The 22,004-nt window shown below is 64.9% G+C and carries 18 protein-coding genes; 7 read left to right on the forward strand and 11 right to left on the reverse strand.

Going from position 1 to position 22,004, the window contains the following annotated elements; genetic code table 11:
• Positions 1-109: 109 nt before the first annotated feature.
• Positions 110-2,971, reverse strand: coding sequence for a TonB-dependent receptor (locus AC5QAH_RS14020; RefSeq protein WP_010480916.1), 2,862 nt, complete (start codon positions 2,969-2,971; stop codon positions 110-112).
• Between the two features lie 259 nt (positions 2,972-3,230).
• Here AC5QAH_RS14020 and AC5QAH_RS14025 point away from each other — a divergent pair, with 259 nt between their 5' ends.
• The gene (locus tag AC5QAH_RS14025) at positions 3,231-4,118 is read left to right on the forward strand and encodes a hypothetical protein (protein ID WP_152906406.1); all 888 of its coding nucleotides are present in this window, start codon (positions 3,231-3,233) and stop codon (positions 4,116-4,118) included.
• A gap of 53 nt (positions 4,119-4,171) precedes the next feature.
• Here AC5QAH_RS14025 and AC5QAH_RS14030 read toward each other — a convergent pair whose 3' ends face one another.
• Positions 4,172-4,579, reverse strand: a complete 408-nt coding sequence (locus AC5QAH_RS14030; protein ID WP_414610374.1) for an ExbD/TolR family protein — start codon at positions 4,577-4,579, stop codon at positions 4,172-4,174.
• A gap of 151 nt (positions 4,580-4,730) precedes the next feature.
• On the opposite strand from AC5QAH_RS14030, the gene AC5QAH_RS14035 reads away from it, so the two are divergent.
• From AC5QAH_RS14035 to AC5QAH_RS14055, 5 genes are all read left to right on the forward strand, one after another.
• Positions 4,731-6,716 (forward strand): transglycosylase SLT domain-containing protein, encoded by a 1,986-nt coding sequence (locus AC5QAH_RS14035; RefSeq protein ID WP_197646546.1) that lies wholly within the window; start codon positions 4,731-4,733, stop codon positions 6,714-6,716.
• A gap of 119 nt (positions 6,717-6,835) precedes the next feature.
• Positions 6,836-7,072 carry a hypothetical protein gene (locus AC5QAH_RS14040; protein ID WP_329766302.1) on the forward strand — a complete coding sequence of 79 codons (237 nt, stop codon included), beginning with the start codon at positions 6,836-6,838 and terminating at the stop codon, positions 7,070-7,072.
• 55 nt (positions 7,073-7,127) lie between these two features.
• Positions 7,128-8,348, forward strand: a complete 1,221-nt coding sequence (locus tag AC5QAH_RS14045; RefSeq protein WP_329766303.1) for a multifunctional CCA addition/repair protein — start codon at positions 7,128-7,130, stop codon at positions 8,346-8,348.
• 75 nt (positions 8,349-8,423) lie between these two features.
• Positions 8,424-9,443: an ATP-binding protein gene (locus AC5QAH_RS14050; protein ID WP_329766304.1), complete on the forward strand. Its 1,020-nt coding sequence runs from the start codon at positions 8,424-8,426 to the stop codon at positions 9,441-9,443.
• Complete coding sequence (locus tag AC5QAH_RS14055) at positions 9,440-9,964, forward strand: hypothetical protein (RefSeq protein WP_329766305.1); 525 nt, start codon at positions 9,440-9,442, stop codon at positions 9,962-9,964. Before AC5QAH_RS14050 ends, AC5QAH_RS14055 begins: the two co-directional genes overlap by 4 nt.
• 5 nt (positions 9,965-9,969) lie before the next feature.
• Here AC5QAH_RS14055 and AC5QAH_RS14060 read toward each other — a convergent pair whose 3' ends face one another.
• Genes AC5QAH_RS14060 through AC5QAH_RS14070 form a run of 3 tightly spaced genes read right to left on the reverse strand, consistent with a single transcriptional unit; the run spans position 9,970 to position 11,830 of the window.
• Positions 9,970-10,404: an SseB family protein gene (locus tag AC5QAH_RS14060; RefSeq protein ID WP_329766306.1), complete on the reverse strand. Its 435-nt coding sequence runs from the start codon at positions 10,402-10,404 to the stop codon at positions 9,970-9,972.
• 49 nt (positions 10,405-10,453) lie between these two features.
• Positions 10,454-10,789, reverse strand: a complete 336-nt coding sequence (locus AC5QAH_RS14065) for a hypothetical protein (protein WP_414610375.1) — start codon at positions 10,787-10,789, stop codon at positions 10,454-10,456.
• Between the two features lie 3 nt (positions 10,790-10,792).
• On the reverse strand, positions 10,793-11,830 hold the full coding sequence (locus AC5QAH_RS14070) for a S41 family peptidase (RefSeq protein ID WP_329766308.1): 1,038 nt from the start codon (positions 11,828-11,830) through the stop codon (positions 10,793-10,795).
• Positions 11,831-12,247: 417 nt separating this feature from the next.
• Here AC5QAH_RS14070 and AC5QAH_RS14075 point away from each other — a divergent pair, with 417 nt between their 5' ends.
• Positions 12,248-12,676, forward strand: coding sequence for a hypothetical protein (locus AC5QAH_RS14075; RefSeq protein WP_019338418.1), 429 nt, complete (start codon positions 12,248-12,250; stop codon positions 12,674-12,676).
• A 148-nt stretch (positions 12,677-12,824) separates the two neighbouring features.
• On the opposite strand, the gene AC5QAH_RS14080 is transcribed toward AC5QAH_RS14075, so the two are convergent.
• The 6 genes from AC5QAH_RS14080 to AC5QAH_RS14105 all read right to left on the reverse strand — a co-directional run bounded on the left by AC5QAH_RS14080 (position 12,825) and on the right by AC5QAH_RS14105 (position 21,725).
• Positions 12,825-15,851, reverse strand: coding sequence for an autotransporter family protein (locus AC5QAH_RS14080; RefSeq protein WP_478414650.1), 3,027 nt, complete (start codon positions 15,849-15,851; stop codon positions 12,825-12,827).
• 226 nt (positions 15,852-16,077) lie between these two features.
• Positions 16,078-17,145 (reverse strand): acyltransferase family protein, encoded by a 1,068-nt coding sequence (locus AC5QAH_RS14085; RefSeq protein WP_049481522.1) that lies wholly within the window; start codon positions 17,143-17,145, stop codon positions 16,078-16,080.
• Complete coding sequence (gene nagA / locus AC5QAH_RS14090; RefSeq protein WP_197654951.1) at positions 17,145-18,293, reverse strand: N-acetylglucosamine-6-phosphate deacetylase; 1,149 nt, start codon at positions 18,291-18,293, stop codon at positions 17,145-17,147. The genes AC5QAH_RS14085 and nagA overlap by 1 nt, the downstream gene beginning before the upstream one ends.
• Positions 18,293-19,321 carry an SIS domain-containing protein gene (locus AC5QAH_RS14095; RefSeq protein WP_019338836.1) on the reverse strand — a complete coding sequence of 343 codons (1,029 nt, stop codon included), beginning with the start codon at positions 19,319-19,321 and terminating at the stop codon, positions 18,293-18,295. Before AC5QAH_RS14095 ends, nagA begins: the two co-directional genes overlap by 1 nt.
• 7 nt (positions 19,322-19,328) lie before the next feature.
• Entirely contained in the window at positions 19,329-20,396 is a 1,068-nt protein-coding gene (locus AC5QAH_RS14100) for a LacI family DNA-binding transcriptional regulator (protein WP_005411045.1), read from the reverse strand.
• Between the two features lie 39 nt (positions 20,397-20,435).
• Positions 20,436-21,725 carry a sugar MFS transporter gene (locus AC5QAH_RS14105; protein WP_495232415.1) on the reverse strand — a complete coding sequence of 430 codons (1,290 nt, stop codon included), beginning with the start codon at positions 21,723-21,725 and terminating at the stop codon, positions 20,436-20,438.
• Positions 21,726-22,004 lie beyond the last annotated feature (279 nt).

Here is a 22,004-nt window from a genome sequence, read left to right on the forward strand (position 1 = left end):
CGCACCTGTAGAGCCGAGCCCACGCTCGGCTGATTCTCTGAGCCGAGCGTGGGCTCGGCTCTACACCAGCAAGGCAGCGCCGGAACTGACCGGCACTGCCACCGTTACATCAGAAGCGCAGGTCCGCGCGCAGGTACCAGTAGCGGCCACGCGGGATGTCATAGGTCGAAGCGTCGTAACCGTTCAACGAGCACGACAGGCAGATCGGCGGATCCTTGTCGAACACGTTGTTCAGGCCGGCCGTCAGCTGCAGCCCCTTCATCCAGTCGATCTTGTAGCCCACCTGCATGTCATGGAAGGTGGTGGCCGACAGCGTATTGGTGCCCGCAGCCTGGTTGCTGCAGACCGGGAACACGGAAGCGTCACCGCAGTTCTCGGTCAGTTCGGAGATATGCCGCACGGTCCAGTTGGCGCTCCAGCGATCCAGCGTCCAGCCGATGCTGGCATTGCTGGTCCATTCCGGAATCGAGCTGTCGGCCACTTCCACGCCCGGCTTCTGCGGCTGCTTCTGGCCCGCCGCACCGGTGGCTTCGTAGCGACCCACGAAGGTGTTCTTCCAGCCCAGCTTGAACTGACCGATCGAGCTCTGCGGCAACGTCCAGAACAGATCCACATCCCAGCCATCGGTCTTGATCGAACCCAGATTGGTCAGCCGGTTGTTGAAGCTGCTGACCGCGCCGGTGCTGGCACGGGTGATGCCGTTGCAGTAGATCGGGTCCAGCGTGTCCACGCACAGGTCCAGCTGGGTCTGCGCGTTGATTGCCTGGATCGCGCCGTCGATGGCATGGCGGTAGAAGGTCACTTCCACATCGAAGCGTTCCGACCACGAACTGTTGCTGCCAAACCATGGGCTCCACACGAAGCCTGCGCTGAAGCTGCGCGAGCGTTCCGGATCCAGCTCGCGGTTGCCGCCAGTGGTCACCGAGATCTGCGAGTTGGCCTGCTGGAACCCGGCCGGTACGCCCAGCGCAGCACAGTTGGCCGCGCTGCCACGCGGCGGCGTACCGCCCAGGCCCACCGAGCACGGATCGAACAGCTGCAGGTCGGCACGCGCGGCCGAGCCGTACAGCTCACCGATCGATGGTGCACGGAAGCCTTCGGCATAGGTCGTGCGCAGCACGAAGTCATCGGTCACCTGCCAGCGCAGGCCGTACTTGGGCGTGAATTCACCACCGAAGGTGGAGTAGTCCGAGTAGCGCCCGGCCAGGCTCAGGTCCAGCTTCTTGCCGAAGGTCGAATCGGCGAAGATCGGCACGCTCAACTCCAGATACGCCTCGTTGACGTCATAGGAGCCCGAGGTCGGCTGCGACGGCACGCCGTTGTAGTGGCCGGCCACCGTCAGCGGATCGGGCTGGTACGAACCCTCGTACTTGCGATACTCGAAGCCGGTAGCGAACGACACCGGGCCGGCCGGCAGCGTGAACAGGTCGCTGGACAGGTTGGCGGTGAACAGGCTCAGTTCGTTCTGGCTGCGGTCACGCACCACCGGCTGGATCCACTTCAGCATGTCCGGGGTGATCGAACCGACACCGCCGAAGATGTTCAGCGGCACGCAGCCCGGCGTCGCCGCACAGACCGACGGATCGCCCAACGCCATGTTGACGTTGTAGATGTTGTAGCTGCCGTAGTTGGTCTGTTCGGCCTTGTTCTTGCTGTACATGCCGTTGACGTCCCAGTACCAGCTGCGGTCAGCCGCCTGGAAGTTGCCGACGAAGCCGGTGGCGAAATAGGTGGTGTCCACTTCCTGCTTGAACACGCGCGCGCCGCCTTCCACCGGGCGGCGGCCGATCAGGCTCAGGTTGTCACCCGAGACCAGGTCGAAGCCGAACGGGTTGTACGGATTGAGCGCGGACACGGTGATGTTGTCGGCCAGCGGATTGCCGGTGGCGCCATCGGGGCCGAAGAACAGCGGCTCCGGGCCGGCCTGGTTGGTCGACTCACGACGGTTGCCCAGTGCCTTGACGTACCACTGCACGTTGTCGGTGATGTCGAAGCGGAACTGACCGAACAGGCCCTTACGCTCCGAGGGCGTCAGCACCATGTTGTACTCGGCGAAATTGAACCGGTCGGCGCTGGTGAAGCAGTGATAGTCATCGGTGCGCGCGCAGCCGGCGCTGCCGTCGTAGCGCGGGTTGCTCACGCCGGTATTGGGCACGATGTTCTGCACCGCGCCGGTGTTCGGGTCGGTGAACATGAAACGACCCTGCGGAATGCCACCGCTGCCGAACGCCAGCCCGGTGCCGGGAATCGGGAAGCGCGACTGCTCGCGGTCCTTGGCAAACACCGGATCCTGCTTGGTCCAGCTGGCGCCCAGGAACAGGCTGAAGCGGTCGCCGCTCTTGCCCCAGGCCAGGTCCACGCCCTTCTGCGTGCCATCGCCCTTGCTGTACTCGCCATAATTCAGGGTCACCTGGCCGCCATCGAAGTCACGGCGGGTGATGATGTTGACCACGCCGGCAATGGCGTCGGAACCGTACAGCGACGACGCGCCATCTTCCAGCACTTCGATGCGCTCGACGATGGCCAGCGGAATGGTATTGAGATCGGTGGCCGAGCCGACGCCGGATGCGGATGACTCATTGACCCAGCGGATGCCGTCGACCAGCACCAGCACGCGCTTGGCGCCCAGGTGGCGCAGGTCCACCTGCGCCGAACCGGCACCTACACCACTGCCATCGGGCGGGAAGCCGAAGTTGCCGGACGAGTTGAACTTGGCGTTGAGCGCCGAACCGGAACCGGTGAGCTGCTGCAGCACTTCGCCGATCGAGGTCAGGCCGGTGCGTTCGATATCGCCGCGCGTCAGCGTCTGGATCGGCACCTGGCCTTCCACCTCAGCGCGCTTGATGCGGGTACCGGTGACTTCCACCGCATCCAGGTTGGTGGTGGATTGTGCAGCGGCACCCAACGGTGCCAGGGTCATCACGCACAGCGCGACGGCAACCGCCAAAGGGCGGTGGTGCAGGTGATTCATTCGCTCTCTCTCCAAAGGAATGTCGGGACATAGGCTGCCGCACTCCCTCCCTGCATGGCGGCGCCGTCTCCTTTGTAAACAAGTGGTAAAAATCGCGGCGTGACCGGCGACACCTTTTCACGCAATCCTGACGAATGAACCGTCGGCATCCGCAATTAGTTCAGTATCTAGGAATTATTTTAAATTCCAGAATTTTGCCAGCTTGAACCACGAATCCGGCAGAGACTCAGACCTCCGACGCTCAAAGCGAGGTTCAATCGTGAAAGCAACTACTGCCAGACTGCAAGCAGCGATCATCGCACTTGTCTTCTTTTCATTTGCAGGTGAATCCGAAGCAGGCGGCCTCATCGAGTGCAACAATTGCGTATCGCCCAAATCCGTCGCTCTACAGTCTGGATCTGGCCTCACAGTGATAATTGACTTCGAAAAAGCACAACTGACCGCATTCGATGTTGAATATGACCGGGAAATGAGAAAATGGAGAGCCCTTCCGACCCCTGTACCCAGCCAGATCCAAATGGCATTTCTCCGGATTGTGGAAAGTGTATCTGGCGTTAGTGATCAGCCGAGCCGCGCTTTTCCAAATGCGGGGGGAGGCGCAATGGTTCCCCTCCACCCCGACAATCCGGGGAATTCCAATGGGATGCGATTTCCAGAGTCGTACAAATCGTCCGACGCGTTCGAGATCGTCAGCTCTGCGACCATGAGGACGCGACTAGGCCAGTATTTGGCCCTAGAAATCGCAGGAGCCAATACAAGCAACCCAGCGTGGAACAGCTTCGCGCTTTCCATACAGCAATTTTCGCTCAACTGGGCAAGCATAAAAGGGGGCGGATCAGTCAATATAGTAATTACTTGGAGAGACGGATCAAAAACTCTCTATCGAATCACCCCTGATAACGTAGCAGAGGCCAAATACCAGAAAGGTGAGAGCCGGGACGGCACTGGAAACAAAGTCCCAGATGAGACCATTGCAGATCCTGTCACGGCTCCTTCTTACGCTGGACAGTATTACTTCCGCCACGACGGCGATGTCGATAAATGGGCCCGCTCTGCTCAGATGTATGGTGTGCCGGTCCAACGCGGGTCCAGCAGTCGAATTTCCTGCAGCTGGGACGGCCGCACAGTCTATTGCCAGCAATACTGACTAAAGGTGGACGCTGTTGAGGCACACCGCCCCCCAACAGCGCCCCACCCATCTCACCGCACGAAAGCAATCCGCTCCATGCCGGTCGCCTCGGCCGCCGCCAATATCCGCGCCATGCCTTCGTACTCGGCGGCCGGATCGGTGGCGATGCGCAGCTCCGGCAGGTTGCCGGCATGTTCGCCCGCCTGTGCCTGCAGGCGCGCCTGCAGTTCGCCCATCGCCATCGGCTGGCCATTCCAGCTGAGCTGGTTGGCAGCGTCCAGGCGCAGCTCGATCGGCGGTGGCGGTTCGGGACGGTCGACCACCCGATCGGTGGCCTGCGGCAATTGCACTGCAATCGGCCGGGCCACGATCGGCGCGGTCACGATGAAGATGATCAACAGCACCAGCATCACATCCACCAGTGGCGTGACATTGATGTCCGCCAGCGGGCCGCTTCTTCCTGCGCTACTGAACGCCATGTGCCGCTCCCTGCAGCCGGGCCGTTCGCCCAAGGCCGACGTTACGACGCCTCCCATCCGCTGCGGCAGTGGCCTGCGCGGGGTCATTCAGCTGTCGTTGCCGACGCTCGGCGTGCACGCAATGCGAAACTGAATTCAGCCATCGCCCGCTATGCTGGTCGCCATGACCCGACGCACTTCAACTGCCCTGTCCCTGCTGCCCTTGGCCACCACGCTGCTGATCGGCTGCGCCAACGCCCAGTCCCTCGACGCCCAGAACGCGCAGCTGAAGGCTGCGATCGCTGCCGCCGAACGCGGCCAGTTCGATCCCGGCCAGGCCGCTGCACTCAGCCGCCATCCGGCTTACGGATGGCTGGAGTACGCCAACCTGCGCCGCAACATCGACACCGTCGATACCGCGCAGGCACAGGCCTTCCTCAAGCGCTATGACGGCCAGGCCGTGGCCAGCACGTTCCGCAGCGTGTGGCTGCCCTCGGTCGCACGCCGCCAGGACTGGCCCACCCTGCTCGCCAACTGGGTACCCACCGACAACGCCGGCCTGCGCTGTGCGCAGCTGACCGCGCGCCAGGTGACGGGCAAGGTCGATCCGCAGTGGATCAGCGAGGCGCAGGATCTGTGGCGCAAGAACGGCAAGTCGCTGCCGGACAGCTGTGATGCCGTTTTCGCCGTGCTGCAGGCGCAGGGTGGCCTGAGCGACGCCCTGCGCTGGGAACGCATCGATGCCGCCGCCGACGCCCAGCAGCCGGCCGTGATGCGCAGCGCCGCACGTGGCCTGCCTGCCACCGACCTGGCGCTGGCGAACACCTACGCCGCGTTTGTCGACAAGCCCAATGCCAGCGCACTGAACTGGCCACGCAACGAACGCAGCCGGCGCATCGCCACCGATGGCCTGGCCAAGCTGGCCAAGGCCGACCCGGCCGCCACCGAACAGCAGCTGCCGCAGTATGCCCAGGCGCTGGGCCTGAGTGCCGAGCAGCAGGGCCAGGTGCTGTACCAGATCGCACTGTGGACGGTGGCTTCCTACCTGCCCGATTCGGCGCGCCGCCTCAACGCGGTGCCGGAATCGGCGTATGACGAACGCCTGCACGAATGGCGCGTGCGCGAAGCGATGTCGCGCGGTGACTGGCCGGCGGCGCTGACCGCGATCCGCAAGATGGCCAGCAAGCAGCGCAGTGACCCGCGCTGGCGCTACTTCGAAGGCCGCATGCTGGAGAAGACCGGGCAGGCCCAGCAGGCGCAACCGTTGTTCCGCGATGCGGCGCGTGCCCCCACCTTCCACGGTTTCCTGGCCGCCGACAAGCTGCAGCAGGGCTACACGCTGTGCCCGTGGAAGCCGAATGACAGCGCGCAGGCACAGGCAGTGGTCGCGCGCGATCCGGCCATCCAGCGCGCGATGGCGCTGTACCAGATCGACCGCGCCGGCTGGGCCGTGGCCGAATGGAACAGCGCGCTGTCGCGCTTCGATGACACCCAGCGCCGCCTGGCGGTACGCGTGGCGCAGGACAACGGCTGGTTCGATCGTGCGGTGTTCGCGCTCGGCAAGCAGCCGCAGGAGCAGCGCCTGTACGACCTGCGCTTCCCGCTGCACCACGACGCCACCATCCGCCGCGAGTCGGCACGCAATGCCATCGACCCGGCCTGGGTGGCTGCGGAAATCCGCGCCGAGAGCACCTTCACCCCGCGTGCGCGCTCGCCTGCCAACGCCATGGGCCTGATGCAGGTGCTGCCGGCCACCGGTGCCGGCGTGGCCAAGTCGATCGGCCTGACCGGCTACGGCGGCGCCGACAGCCTGTACGACCCGGACACCAACATTGCCATCGGCACCGCCTACCTGCGCCAGCTGATGAACAAGTACGACGGCCTGCCGTACGTGACCATCGCCGCGTACAACGCCGGCCCGACCCCGACCGCACGTTGGCAGGGCCAGCGCCCGGGCTTTGATCCGGACCTGTGGATCGAGACCATCAGCTACAAGGAAACCCGCGAGTACGTCGCCCGCGTGCTGGCCTTCAGCGTGATCTACGACTGGCGCCTCAATGGCGATGCGCTACCGCTGAGTGACCGCCTGATGGGCCGTCTGGTGGACAAGCGCAAGAGCTTCAGCTGCGCGGCCAACGCCGACCAGGGCGGCGATTGATCGCACTGCATCTGTAGAGCCGAGCCCATGCTCGGCTGCGGTTCGTTCCGGTCGCGTTGCCACACGATGAGCCGAGCATGGGCTCGGCTCTACACGATCGCCCCGGGGAGGGGAACGCAATGAGCCTGTTGGCCTGGATCGGGATATTCGCCGCCTGGAGCCTGTTCGCCACCTGGGTACTGCGCTGGGGTGGCGCGGCCTGGATGGAAGGCTGGAAGTCGCTGGCCTTCGTCGACAGCTGGGGCAGCCTGTGGGACGAAGACCAGATCAAGCTGTACGTCCTCTGCCTGTGGATCGTCTACGGCCTATGGTTCCTGGCCGGCCTGTTCGTGCCGGAGTGGCGCGGCCTGCCGTGAGGCCTCAGCATCGGTCGTGCCGGAACATCTGCGCCGGCCATGCGATCATCCCCCCATGAAGATCTATCTTGTCGGCGGCGCCGTGCGCGACCGCCTGCTGCAGCGCTCTGCCGGCGACCGCGACTGGGTGGTGGTCGGCGCCACGCCTGCGCAGATGGAAGCGCAGGGCTACACCGCAGTCGGCCGCGATTTCCCGGTGTTCCTGCATCCGAAGACCGGTGAGGAATACGCGCTGGCGCGCACCGAGCGCAAATCCGGCCGCGGCTATCGCGGCTTCGTGGTCGATGCCGATCCGGCGGTGACGCTGGAAGAAGACCTGCAGCGCCGCGACTTCACCATCAATGCGATTGCCTGCGACGAAGACACCGGCACTCTGGTCGATCCCTATGGCGGTGTCCGTGACCTGGAACAGCGCGTGCTGCGCCATGTCGGGCCGGCCTTCGTCGAGGATCCGCTGCGCGTGCTGCGCGCGGCGCGCTTCATGGCCCGTTTTGCACCACTGGGCTTCAGCGTCGCCGAAGAGACCATGGCACTGATGCGCGAGGTCGCCGCCAGCGGTGAACTGGACGCGCTGGTGCCGGAACGCGTCTGGCAGGAACTGCGCAAGGCGCTGGTCAGTGAACGGCCCTCCGCCTTCCTGCGCACGCTGCACGATGCGCAGGCACTGGGCCCGATCCTGCCCGAACTGGAAGCACTGTACGGCGTACCGCAGCGTGCTGAATTCCACCCGGAAGTCGACAGCGGCATCCACCAGGAAATGGTCAGCGACATGGCCGCGAAGCTCGCCCCCGGCGATGACCTGGTCGGCTTCGCTGCCCTCACCCACGATCTCGGCAAGGGCCTGACCCCGCCGGAGGAATGGCCGCGCCACATCATGCACGAGCAGCGCGGCATCAAACCGTTGAAGGCACTGTGTGCGCGGTTGAAGATTCCCACCGAATACCAGCAGCTGGCCGAAGCGGTGTGCCGCGAGCACTTGAACGTGCACCGCATCGACGAACTGCGCGATGCCACCGTGCTGGAACTACTGGGCCGCTGTGATGCGTTGCGTCGGCCGGAGCGCGTGGCCCGCATCGCACTGTGCTGCGAGGCCGACAAGCGCGGCCGGCTCGGCTTCGAGGACGCCGACTACCCGCAGGGCGAAACGCTCAAGCGCCTGCACCAGGCGGCGCTGTCAGTGCAGGCGCGGGATCTGGACCTGACCCACCTGAAGGGCCCCACCGTTGGCAAGGCGCTGGCGAGGGCGCGGGTGAAGGCGATTGCGGCCGCGCGCTGATCCATCTGACTAATCCCGATTAGAACACAATTCCCTTCCGTCATCATAGAATGCAGCGATACATGAGGCATTGCCATGCTCAACCAGTTTGAATTCAAAAACCTTGGACCCATCGATGCAATCCAAGGAAAAAACCTTCAGAAAATCAACCTGATCATTGGCGCAAATAGCTCGGGGAAAACATTCCTCCTCAAAGCACTTTACGCTGCAATTCGTGCACACGAGGAAGCAGGCCGAGGAGATGAGCCTAGAGAATTCTCAGATGTGCTCGGACAGAAGCTCTACTGGACCTACCAAACCGAGAAACTCGGAGATCTCGTTACGAGAGGAGCACAAAGACGTTTTAGCGGCTCACTCGCCCTGAACGACAACAGTGCCCTTGCCTTCGGCTTTGGCCAAGATACAACGCTCAAGGTCGCTGTCCATCACAACAACCTTCAAAAGCGCGAGGCCAATTCAATCTTCCTCCCCCCAAAGGAAGTTCTGGGCCTCAACAAGGTTATCGTAAAGTCGACAATCCAAGATAAGACCTTTGGCTTTGACGCAACCTACTCAGACCTCGTAATTGCACTACAGGGCGCAATCCCACGTGGACGCCCGATGGAATCATTCACAAAGTCCACAAGCATGCTAGAAAAGATGTTTCAAGGGACGGTTGAACCTACCCAGGATGGCGAAGGGTGGATTTACAGAAAAGGAAACAGTCGATTCTCGATAAACATAACCGCGGAAGGGGTCAAGAAGATATCAATATTGACCACATTACTGAGAAACAAATACCTATCTCCATCATCAATAATTTTTATTGATGAGCCTGAATCCGCACTTCATCCAACAGCCATCACTCAACTGATGGATATCATCCTTATTCTCGCCAAGCAGGGAATCCAATTCTTCATCGCAACACACTCATATTTCGTAATCAAAAAGCTGCACCTAATCGCGCGCCAAGAGGGCATGCAGATCCCACTTCTCAGCCCAAATGAAAGCAACGAATGGACACAGCAATCCCTCGAAGACGGCATGCCAGCAACGCCGATTGTCGAAGAATCCGTGCGACTTTTCCAGGAAGAGCTGGAGTTACTTAGAAAATGAGCATTACAATAATCGAATCCGGCATGACATTTGGCCCGTTTCCTGACGAGGATATTTATCCGATAGAAACCTGCCCAAGCGCCACGACATTGGGAGCCAACATCAAGCGCGTCGAATTCATTGTTCAGCTCGATCTAGGTAAGAAAAAGAAATTTTCACTAGTGGAGGCAAAGAGCTCCATTCCGCGCGAAACAGATATCTTCTGGTCGGAAGTTCTTGAGAAGTTCCAGCACTCACTCTTGATCTGGACCTTGGGTGCCACTGGCAGGCATGCTAGCGTTCAGGCAGCTCTTCCAACCAGTTTCAAGGAGCATGGTTGGTCTAACAAGGAAATTGAGCTCATCCTTGTCATACCGGATGTTCCAGACCACATGCTCCCCACGTTCAGCGACCAGTTTCGGCGCGTCGCGCCCGGGTTTTACAGGTCTTCAGGCATCGATTTCTCAAGGATCGTGGTACTGAATCACAAGCAAGCACACCAACATGGCTTGTGCACTGCCCCTGTCAAAGCGGGTCCATAGACTCCTCAGTGCGCCATGCCGCGGGTGATCGCCGCCGCACGCTGCTTCAGCTGGGCCACGGCATCGGGAATCATCTCCATGCCCACGTCCAGGCCCGGGTTCAGCACCAGGCCGACGCCGTCGCCGATACCGGCCAGCAGCGCGTGCACCGCGATCGGCATGGCATGCGCAAACTGCGGCAGCTGCTCGTGCCACAGGCCCGCGCGCTCGGGGGCGGTGAACACCGCGAACATCGGTTCGCCGCTTTCGCTGGTCAGCACCAGCGGCGAGATGCTCTCGTCCCAGGCGCCATCTTCGCCAATGGCCTTGTCCAGCAGCACGAACGCCGTCGAGGTCAGCAGGCCGTCGAGGAACTGCGACGCGGTCAGCGTGCCGTCCTGTGCCTGCAGCAGGCGCTCCTCGAGGTCGTTGAGGGGTTCGAACGCGGTGTCGTGGTCCATGGTCGGTTCCGGTACGTGATTGCAGGGCAGACTTTAACAGGCCCGCTCCTCAACCGAGGAATCCATGCCGGCACAGCCAGCCCAACGCCGCCAGACCGGCCACCTCCACCAGCATTAGCGGCAGGCCGAAGCGGTGCCGCCACGGGATCGGCACCCCACCCAGCTGCTGGTCCATGGTGTCGGTGTCCAGCACCCAGCCGTGCCCGCACCAGCTGCAGGCCAGCTCGTAGCGGCGATGGTAGGTGAGGCCAAACAGCAGGTCGATGCGCGCCATCTTGTAGCGCAGCTGCGGCGCGAACTCACTTTCCGTCTGGCAGCGCAGGCAGTGGTGGGTTTCGGTTGGGCCGACGATCAGCACCCGTTCCTGCTGGCCGATCAGGATCATGGGTCAGCGCGCCTGGCAGGCGGGCTGGGCCAGCAGCCAGCGTTGGGCGGCGGCCAAAGTGGCGGCATCACCCTCGATGCGCTGGTCGGGCTCGATCTTCAACCCATCACCACGATCATTGCGGTCGCGCATCACGGTGGTGGTCAACAACAGGCGGCTGCCATCGGCCAGTGTGCGCACGTTGTTGCCAGTCGAGACCCCTGCCGTCGGCTGGCCGAAGCTGCGCGTCTGCGCGCGGCCACGCCACGCCAGTGCCGAGGCCTCGCCCGAACTGCCGGTACGCGGTCCGAACAGCACCGCCACCGGCGCGCCAGGCTGCCGCAGCACATAGCCGGTCTGGCCGAAGTCCAGCACCGGCTTGCCTGCACGCTGCACGGCGGTCGCGGTCAACGTCCAGCGCTCCGGCCCCTGTGCGGTTTCGAACGACCCCACATCTTCGTTGTTCACCACCGAGGTGCGCAGCAGCGGTGCCATGCCCAGCAGCATCGGCCACATGTTGCCACCGCTGTTGTCACGCAGGTCGACGATCCAGCCACAGCGCATGCCGTCGTCCTTGCTGCGGATGACCTGCTGCCACCGCGCGGCGCGCTGGATGTTCTGGCGGAACGCTTCCTGTGGCGTCGCGCCGGGCGTGGAGGCATATCCCTCGATGACTAACCAGCCGATGCGCGCATCCACCGCATCGGCGGCCTTGGCCCTTTCCACGGCGGCGGCGCCGACCTGCTGCGCGCGCGCAAGGGATTCGCTCTGGCGCTGGGTCGTCGTCCATACGCCATGATTGCCCGTGCTGACCGCAATGGCTTCGCGCAGCAACGCCAGCCGCTTCACGGGCTCGCCCTGCACCGATTGCAGTCGTGTGCGGGTGGCAGGCCAGTCCACCCGGTCGCGATACAGCGCCTGCCGTTCAAGCAGGTTGAGGATCTCGGCCTCCGCCTCCGGCGAGGGCACTTCGATTGCCTTGGGCGTATCGGCCATGGCGTTGGCAGCCACCAGCGCGATCACCAGCGCAGCAGTACGACGCACTCCCTTGCGAACCTGCATGTGACGTTTCCTTGTCGTTGAGTCAGGCGCGCAGCATAGCCCGCAGGTGATGGCTTCCGCCATGCGCGGACTGTCGCATCTGGCTCCGCCGCGGATTGCAGCAAGACAGCTTGCACGCGATCAGCAAATTGCAACTTTGCCCATGTCATCGCCACGTAGAACGCGAGAAGGTTGCCTCCGTCGGCGCCTCCTGCGCTGGCCGGGATTGGCGTCCTGAATGAAGCTACCTGAAGTCGGGCTTGCGACCATGTCGCGGGCTCGAATAATGCACCGTCCGTCGTTCTACGGCGGGCGGTGTGTGGGGATCCTTCGGATCCGCCGGCTTCGTTTCCTTTGGGTAGCTTCACCGGCACGCCAACCCGCACCGCCCGCCACCTTGCATCCCTGCAGGTGGCCCAGCCTTGTGAGGTTGCTGCCATGACCACGCTCTATCCCACCTATCCACGTCTGCATGTACTGCTCGGTGCCGCAATGCCCGGCCTGCAGCTCTCCAATGCCGCAGCCGAAGCGTTGGAAGATGCGCTCACAGAAGCCCATGAACACGCTCCGCCGCCGGCCTTCTTCGCCCGGTTGCACGGCATCGCGCAAAGCCACGCCGCCGATGGTCAGGTCTGGCGCGAACGGCAGCTCAGCGATGTGCGTGGCCGGGAACTGGCGGAGGCGACGCGCTGCTTGGCAGCATTGTCTGCGTGCGGTGGGGTACTGCTGGCTGCACAGTCGGCGCGCGAGACGGACGACGCGCAGGCGCAGTGTCCGCCGCAGGTGGAGGAAGGCCTGCTGCACGCGGTGGTGGTGTTGGCCGATCATGCCAGCGCGCTGGTGGCGCCGGGTGCATGCGCGGGGTAATGGCACCGATGGATTCGTGTCGACCAAGGTCGACACCTACCAGAGCCGAGCATGGCTCGGCTCTACAGAGTCATGACGGCGGCAGGGTTCGTGTCGACCAAGGTCGACACCCACCAGAGCGGGTCATGCCGCCGGGCATGGCCCGGCGCTACCAGTCCGCGCGCAGGCCGATGTTGCCTTCGATGATGCGGCGCTTCTCGTTGCGGTCACCGCCCAGCTCGCGCGTGTAGTCGGCCACCGCGTACGCACTGATGGTGCGGTTGAAGCGCCCGACCACGCCCACACCGGCTTCGAGCGCGCGTGAGCGCTGCGAATTGATGATCGTGTCGTCGTCGAAGCGGATGCGGTCCTCGCCGGAGCGGCCATGCCAGTAATTGAGCTTGAAATACGGCTGCCAGCCGTTGTCGGCCAGCTGGTAGTCGCCGGCCAGACGCAGGCCGATGCGGCCGGTCCAGGCGTTGTCGTTGTCGAAGCGCACGCTCGATACCTCATCGCGGCGGTCGTCCAGCGAGGTGCGCTGCCAGATCACCTGTACCTGTGGCTCCAACCACCACGCCGACTGCCCAAACCGCAGCAGCGGCTTGCCGGCCTCCACAGACACGCTGGTGCCATCACCGCTCAAGCCGAAGCCAAGCCCGCGCGAGGAACGCACGCGGCCGTCGTAGCGGCTCTGCATCGCTACGGCGTCGATATAGCTACCACTGCTGTCGGTGAACGTCCAGTACAGGCCCACGTGCTTGTCGTCCAGGCGGTTCTGGCCCACCTGTACGTTCTCCCAGCCCAGTGCCAGGCCGGTGGTCTTGCCCTGCGCGCGGGTGCGGCCGACGAACACACCGATCTGGTTGCGATGGTTGTCGGAGGCAGCGGCCCATACGTCGAGACCGGCCTGCAGGCCCATCACATCGCCATCGAAGCCCGGCTGCGCATCACCCTTCCAATGGATCTCGCTGCTCTGACCTACCAAGCGGCCCCAGGCGGTGCGGAATGCGCCCTGGTTGTACAGCAGGCGCTGCTCGCCCTGCCGCTCGTGGAAGGTGCCGAGGCTGGCCAGCGAGGTCTCGCGTAGGAGCGGCGGCACCACGGCATAGGTGGCAGCCTCCACGCGGTACAGCGGCACCACTGCGCCCTCGGCGGGGCGTGCACCCGGCGTCGGCGGCGCACCGGTTCCGGGCAGCGCACCGCCGGCCACTGGCACGTCCGGCACGGCCGGATCGCTGGGTGGCGCCACCGGCGCGGGTTCCGGTGGCGGTGGTGGCGGCGCGGTCTCGCCCGCGGTCAGATCCGGATCGCTGGCGCCTTCGGGCGGCGGCGGCGGTGCCGGGGTGATCGGCGGCGGTGGGGCCACTGGAGGCGTCAGCGGTGGCGGTGTCACGCTGCCGCCACCGTTGGGTGCTGGCGTCGGCCCGGTCACCAGCGTCGAACGCAGGTACCAGTTCTCGCCGGTACCGGCACTGACACCGCCCTTGAACAGGAAATACTCGTAGGCACCGGCCGCGACCGGTGCGAACAGCGAGAACGCGCCCGGCGCGGTGCGGCCACCATTCAAGGCCTGCACCACCAGGATGCCGTCGGCCAGCGTGGCAGCGCCGCTGCCGCCGGCATTGAGCACGCCGATGCCGGTGGTCCCGGTGGCAGTACCGCCGTCGATCACCAGACGGTCGCTGGTGGAGTTGTCCGCGCCCAGCACGGTACGCAGGTACAGGCCACCACCGTCTCCGCGGTAGTTGCCACGCACGGTGAACACGTCGCCAGCGCCGGTACCGGTCAGGTCGATGCGCCCGGCATTGACCATCTCCACCAGTGCACCACTGTTGAATGGGCGGATGGCATGCCCCCCACTGCCCGCGTAGACGGTACTGGTGTCATCCACCGTGAGCGTGCCGGTGCCGCTACCGTTGTCGCCCAGCACCAGATCACCATCGAAGCTCAGCTCGGTGCTGTTGGCCAGGCTGACCGCCTCCCAGTTCTGGAAGCGGCCCACGCCCGTGGTCTTGACGTTGCTCAGGTTGAGCTGGTCGATGCCACCGCCACCGTCGAACAGCGGCACCGCACCGAGGTTGCCCTGGTTGAGGTTGCTGAGGTTGGCCACGTCGTTGTCCGGGCCCATGTCGATCGCGCCGTAGACGATGCCACTACCCTTCCAGTTGAAGGTGTCATTGCCGGTACTGAGCAGTACCTGCCCACGCACGGTGCCGTCGGTGATGGTCACGCTGTCGTTGCCACCGCTGACGCTGATGTTGCCGCCGATGTAGGCCGTACCCGAGATGATGATCGTGTCGGTGTCGAAGCCGGTCACCACGTTGCCATCCACGGTGCCGCCGGACTGGTCCCACAGGTTCTTGTCCAGCTTCATGTTGACGCGGCCGATGCGGCCACCGGTCATCCAGGCCTGGTCGCCATCCTCGAACGCGCCGATGATGCGGCCACCGCTCATGCGGAAGCTATCGATGTTGTCGCCCTGCTGCAGCGCGCCGATCGTGCCGCCACTCATGACGAAATCATCGCGGCCACTGCCCTGCGCTACCAGGCCGGTAACGGTGCCGCCGGTGACGGTCATCTGGTCATCGCCACTGCCCTGGTCGACGCTGTCGATCGTGCCATCGCCCAGCAGCAGCACATCATTGCCATCGCCCTGCTGGACGCCACCGGAGATGCTGCCTGCCTGCATCTCCAGACGGTCGTTGCCCGCACCGAACTGCACACCCGTGCGGCCACTGATCGTTCCGCGGTTGACCAGAGCGCTGTCGCCCGCACCGACGAACTGCAGGGCGGTGTTGTTGCCGGTGCTGATGCTGCCCGCATTTTCGACACGGCTGCCGCCACCGAGCTGGACCGCCACTCCGCCCACCGCACTGATCGCGCCCAGGTTGGACAACAGGTGCCCACCGGCACCAACAAGCGAAATCGCGCTGCTGCCACCGCTCTGCTGCAGTTGTGCCGTGTTGGCGATATTGATGGTGATGCCGGCCGCGCCATTGGCCGTGATGGGAACAGTCTGCGGGTTCGGCGCATTGGCATCGCAGGTGACCGTCTGGCTGGCGACGGGGGCGGCGCTGTCACAGCCGGCCCAGGCGACGCTGGCACTCAGCAGCATGACGGACGGGACAGCCAGGGCCTGCAGCACGGAAACGGTGAGGCGGCGCGGACGGAAAGCGCGCGGAACGGCACGGGACATACAGCACTCCTGGACAAGGGATCAGGAACTGCGGATATGCGGTACTGCGCAGGCAGTCTGCCGTGTGGTGAACGGTTTCGATAGGTGAAATTGCGTGGCGGCCATCACAGTTCAGTTGCGAACTTGATCGGCCATCACCCCACCTCCACGTGGCTGAAATTATTCATCTTTGCAGCGGTCACAGGCCGCGCGGAGAGCATCCACGCATGGCGTGGATGAGGTGCCATCAGATCTTCAGATAGATCTTCCGCCGGTCCAGCCACCAGGCCACGCCCCACCACAGCGCGACAAACACCAGCGCCTGCAGCATGGACGCCAGCTCCAGCGCCTGCGGCATTGCGGTGGCCAGCTGCTGCCAGACCCACCCCCAAACCCCGGTAGCCATCAGCACCACCGACATCACCGATGCGCCCAGATACGCCGTGATCGCATTGACGCCGAAGCGCCGGCCCACCGCCGGCCAGCCCTTCTGGTCGATCAACAGGTGGCCCAGCCACAGCGCCAGCGCCGCCAGGCCACCGGTCCACAGCACGTAGCTGGGCGTCCACAGCTGTTTGTTCAACGGCAGCACCACCGCCAGCAGCAGGCCCAATACCGCAGTCGCCACACCCAGCCCGGCCAGCGCCGCGGCACGTCCGCTGCGCAGCAGGCCTCCGGCCAACAGCCCGAGCACGGTACTGGCCAGCGCGCCCAGCGTGCTCAGCAATCCTTCCGGGTCATGGCCCAGCCCGGCATCGGCGTGCCATTGATAGATCCACGGCGCGAACAACGCGGTATCCAGGCGGCTGGCCGGGTTGGTCCATGGCGCCAGGTCACCGATGCCCAGCAGCAACACGGTGTACCCCACCAGCAGCGCGATCAGAGCGCCCACCTGCACGCGCGGCCGCGCGTAGACCGCCAGCACGCCCACCAACGCCGCACACACCGCGATGCGTTGCAGCACGCCCCAGATGCGGAAGTGATGGGTATCCAACGCCCACCAGATCAGCAGGTGCAGCAGCGCACCTGCCAGCAGGATGCGCAGCGCGCGATCCAGCACGCCGCGCGCGAGTGCAGGTCGCGCTGACGCGTCCAGCGCGCGCGGCGCTACGCTGAACGCCATCGACACGCCCACCAGGAACAGGAAGAACGGGAACACCAGATCGGTGGGCGTGCAGCCATGCCATTCCGAATGGCGCAGCGGTGCGAACACCGCACTCCAGTCGCCCGGGTTGTTGACCAGCAGCATCGCCGCCACGGTGATGCCACGCAGGGCGTCGATCGAGCCCAGCCGGCGTGGCGGCGTCGCGTTCATCAGGCGGCCTCGTACTGTCCGGCAATCCAGGTGCCACGCACCTGCAGGGCATCATCCAGCAGCACCAGGTCGGCCTGGTAGCCCTCGGCGATGTGCCCCAGGCGGTCGTCGACGTTGAGGAACTGCGCCGGGTAAGTCGAGGCCATGCGTGCGGCTTCGGCCAGCGGCTGGCCGAGCAGCTGCACGGTGTTGCGCACGGCGGTGGCCATGTCCAGCGCCGAGCCGGCCAGCGAACCGGCGGCATTGCGCACCACGCCGTCGATGGCGGTGATGGTTTCGCCGTAGAGCACGTAGCTGGGATCATCGGCACCGACCGGCGGCATCGCATCGGTCACCAGCAGCAGGCGGCCGCGCGGCTTGGCCGCCAGCGCCACGCGCAGGCTGGCCGGATGCACATGCACGCCATCGACAATGATGCCGATCCAGCTGTCGCGGTCTTCCAGCGCAGCGCCCACCGCACCGGGCTCACGGCCCTGCAGCGGCGACATCGCGTTGTACAGATGGGTGAAGCCACGCACCCCAGCATCCAGTCCGGCACGAATCTCTTCGTACGTGCCAGCAGTGTGGCCAGCAGCAACGATCACGCCACGTTCGACCAGCGCACGGATGGTCTCCAGCGGCACGCGTTCCGGTGCCAGTGTCAGCAGGGTCACGCCGTTGTCCAGCGAGGCGGCCAGCGCGATTTCTTCTTCGTCCGGCACGCGGAACTTGCTGGCATCGTGGGTGCCCTTGCGCGCCGGCGCGATGTACGGGCCTTCCAGGTGGATGCCGATCACGCCGGGCACGCCCTGAGCGATTGCTTCGCGCATCGCAGCGATTGCTTCGCGCATCACGTCCACATCGTCGCTGATCAGCGTCGGCAGCATCGCGGTGGTGCCGAAGCGCCGGTGCGCCCGCGCGATGGTGCGCAGCGAGGCGACATCGGGCGTGTTGTTGAACAGCGCGCCGCCGCCGCCATTGACCTGCACATCGATGAAGCCGGGCAGCAGCCAGCCGCCGTCCAGATCGATCTGCTCGGCCGCCTGGCCCAGCTGCGGTGCAGCGTCGGGCAGCAGCGCGCTGATGCGACCGTTTTCGATCACCACGGCCAGATCGTCGCGGAACTCCTCGCCTGCCAGGATGCGGGCGTTGCGCAGGACCGTGGCCATCACACCGTCTCCGTAACCTTGTTCAGATGCGGCGGCAGATCCGGGTTGAAACCACGGCGCAGCGCCAGCGCGTTGATCGCGCGATAGAAGCTCTGCACGGTCAGCAGCGGGGCACACAGCGGATGCGGTGCGGCCGCCACCGGCAGGTTGCCACCGGCACCGGCCATCCACACCTGTGCACCGCGCGCGGTGAATTCTTCGACGACAGCACGGGTACCGGCGCCGGTCTCGTCGGGTTGGGCAAAGGCCAGCACCGGGAAACCACGGTCAACCAGCGCCATCGGGCCATGCTTCACTTCAGCCGAGCTGTAGGCTTCGGCATGCAGGCTGCAGGTTTCCTTGAACTTCAGTGCAGCCTCCTGGGCCGCGCCCAGGCCCAGGCCACGGCCGAGCACGAACAGGTTGGTCGCCTCGACCAGGCCTTCGGTCACCGCACTCCAGTCGCACTGCCAGGCCTCGCGCATCGCGTCCGGCAGCAGGTCCAGTGCGGCGCGAAGGCTGCTGTCCTGCTTCCAGTACGCAGCCAGCTGCAGCAGTGCGGCCAGCGACGCCAGGTAGCTCTTGGTCGCCGCCACGCTCTTTTCGGCACCGGCATGCAGCGGAATGACCGTATCGGCCAGCAGCGCCAGCGGCGAATCCTCGACGTTGACCAGCGCGATCACGCGCGCACCGGCGGCCTTGGCGGCCTCGGCGTTGCGCAGCAGGTCCGGGCTCTTGCCCGACTGCGAGATGACGATGAACAGCGCACCGCGCAGCTGCAGGGGTGCGGCATAGACCGACCCCACCGACGGCGAGGCCGATGCGACCACCAGGCCCAGCTGGGTTTCCAGCAGGTACTTGCCATAGGTGGCAGCGTGGTCGGAGCTGCCGCGTGCGCAGGTGACCACGAACGGGGGCGGCGCGGCACGCAGGCTGGCGGCCAGGGATTCCAAGGTGGCGTGGTTGCGCGAGAACTGGCGGGCAACCACGTCAGCCGCTTCAGCGGCCTCGGCGAACATCAGGGTGGACGTGGGGTCTGACAGCGACATGGCAGGCTCAGGCAGGATCGGAAGGAAGGGGGCGTGCGCCGGCCGGGCGCATCGGCGCGGTCGAACCGCGCACCACCAGCTGCGGCACGAAGCCCTGGTTGTGCAGTGGTGCCGGCGCATCGTCGTAGGCGTCGCTGCGCAGCTGCGCGATCAGCAGGCGCGCGGCATGGCGGGCGATGTCCTCGGTGGCCTGCTTGGCGGTGGTCAGCGGCGGCCACGACTGGCGCGAGAACGGGCTGTCCTCGAAGCCGGCAATGGACAGGTCGTAGGGCACGTTCATGCCGGCCGACTTGGCGGCGGCCAGCACGCCGGCAGCGATTTCGTCGTTGGAACCGAAGATGGCGGTGGGCGGCTCGCGCAGCGCCAGCAGGCGGCGCGCGCCGCGGAAACCGTCATCGAAGGTGTAGTCGCCCTGCACCACCAGGTGCTTGTCCACGGTCATGCCGTAGTCCTTCAGCGCGGCTTCGTAACCGGCGTAGCGCTCGCCCGAAGACCGGTGCGAGCTGCCGCCCCAGAGGAAGCCGATGCGCTGGTGGCCCAGCTGGATCAGGTGCTCGGTGATCTCGTAGGCGGCCTCGCGGTCGTCCACGAACACACAGGCGCCATCGGCCGGGTCTTCGGTGGCGGCGATGATGCGCACCAGCTTGATGCCGCGCGCGGTCAGCGCCTGGATCAGGTCGCGGCGCTCGGACATCGGTGCGGTCAGCACCAGCCCGGCCAGGCGCGAACGCTGCACCCAGTCGGCCAGTTCATCGGCGAGCAGCGGCGAGCTGGAATCGCAGGGATGGATCTGCAGCCCGAACCCGGTCTCGCGGCAGGCGGCGAGCACGCCATTCTGCACGCCGATGATGTGGTACGGGTTCGGGTTGTCGTAGACCAGCCCGATTACGAAGGTAGTGCCGCTGCGCAGGTTGCGCGCGGACGGATCGGGTTCATAGTCGAGCTCGGCAATGGCACGCAGCACCCGCGCGCGGGTGGCCTGCATCACCGAGGGCTCGTTGTTGATCACCCGCGAGACCGTCTTCAGCGAGACCTTGGCCTTCTCCGCAACGTCCTTGATGGTCGCTCTGCGCATGGGTTTTCCCTGGGGTTGGCTGCCGTCCATCATCGCCGATCAGGCCTTGTCCTGCGGCAGGCCGGCACGATGGCCGATCACCGAGTAGAACAGGATGTACAGGTAGCACGGCACCATCAGCAGCACGAACACCAGCTGGAAGTCGATGTGCTGCTTGAGCACGGCGAACAGCTGCGGAATGATCGCGCCGCCGGCGATGCCCATCACCAGCAGGGCCGAGCCGGTCTCGGTGAAGCGGCCCAGGCCGCGGATCGCCAGCGGGAAGATCGCCGGCCACATCATGGCGTTGGCGAAGCCCAGCAGCGCCACGAAGGCCACCGATACGTAGCCATGGGTGGCCCAGGCGCCGAGGCAGAACACCACGCCCAGTACCGCCGAAACGGTCAGGTAGCGCGACTGCGAAACCACCCGGGGAATCAGCAGCAGGCCCACCACGTAACCGGCCAGCATCGCCGCCAGGGTCAACGAGGTGAACATCTTGGTCTGGTCCAGCGGCAGGTCGAAACCATGACCGTAGGTACCGATCGCATCACCGGCCATCACTTCCACGCCGACGTAGACGAACAGGCAGAGCACGCCCAGCCACAGGTGCGGGAACTGGAAGATGCTGCGCCGTTCGGCAGCACCGGCCGCAACCGGCGTGGCATTGGCTTCGGACGACTTGATTTCCGGCAGCGGCGAGAACAGCACGGCCACCGCCAGCAGCACCAGCAGGCCCGCCATGGCCAGGTAGGGCGCATGGATCTTGGCGGCGAATTCGTTGAGCAGCTGCGCCTTGGTCGCTTCATCGGCAGCGGCCACCGTGGCCGACAGATCACCGATGCCATGCAGCACCACGGTACCGATCAGCACCGGGGCGAGCATGCCGGCGATCTTGTTGCAGATGCCCATCAGCGCGATGCGGCGTGCCGCCGTCTCGATCGGGCCGAGGATGGAGATATAGGGGTTGATCGCGGTCTGCAGCAGGGCCAGGCCGCTGCCGATCACGAACAGGCCGCCGAGCGCGCCCGGGTACCAGCGTTGGGTGGCGAATTCGCCGAACAACGCGGCACCACCGGCCATCACCAGCAGGCTCAGGCTCAGGCCCTTCTTCATGCCGGTGCGGCGCAGGATCCATGACGCCGGCAGGGCCAGGAAGAAGTAGGACAGGTAGAACACCATCAGCACCAGGAAGGCGCCGACCTCGCTGAGTTCGAAGGCCAACTTGACGAAGGTGATCAGCGGGCCATTGAGCCAGGTGAAGAAGCCGATCAGGAAGAACAGCACGCCAACGATGGCGATGGAGGTGGCCACGTTCGGGCGCGCGCTTGCAGCGGGGACGGCGGACATCAGGAGGGCTCCTGCGGCGACGGCCGCAGAACGCGGCGTCGGAGAGTGGCTGGGAACAACGTTGTCACATTCTTTCGATGGACAGCCGCGGTTTGTCAACTTCCACGCGCAGCCCCGTGAACCTCGTGCTGCACTGCGCAACCCGATCGCAACGCATCGTGCTGAATGCACCGGAGGCCTTGGCCCATGTGCGGCAATGGTTCCAACGTGAAACCCGCACTCACGCCATGTAAACGTTTACTGCATGTCGCATTCGTTGCGATGCAGCAACGAAAGTGT

Source organism: Stenotrophomonas sp. YJH_SMC_43 (genome assembly GCF_059372535.1).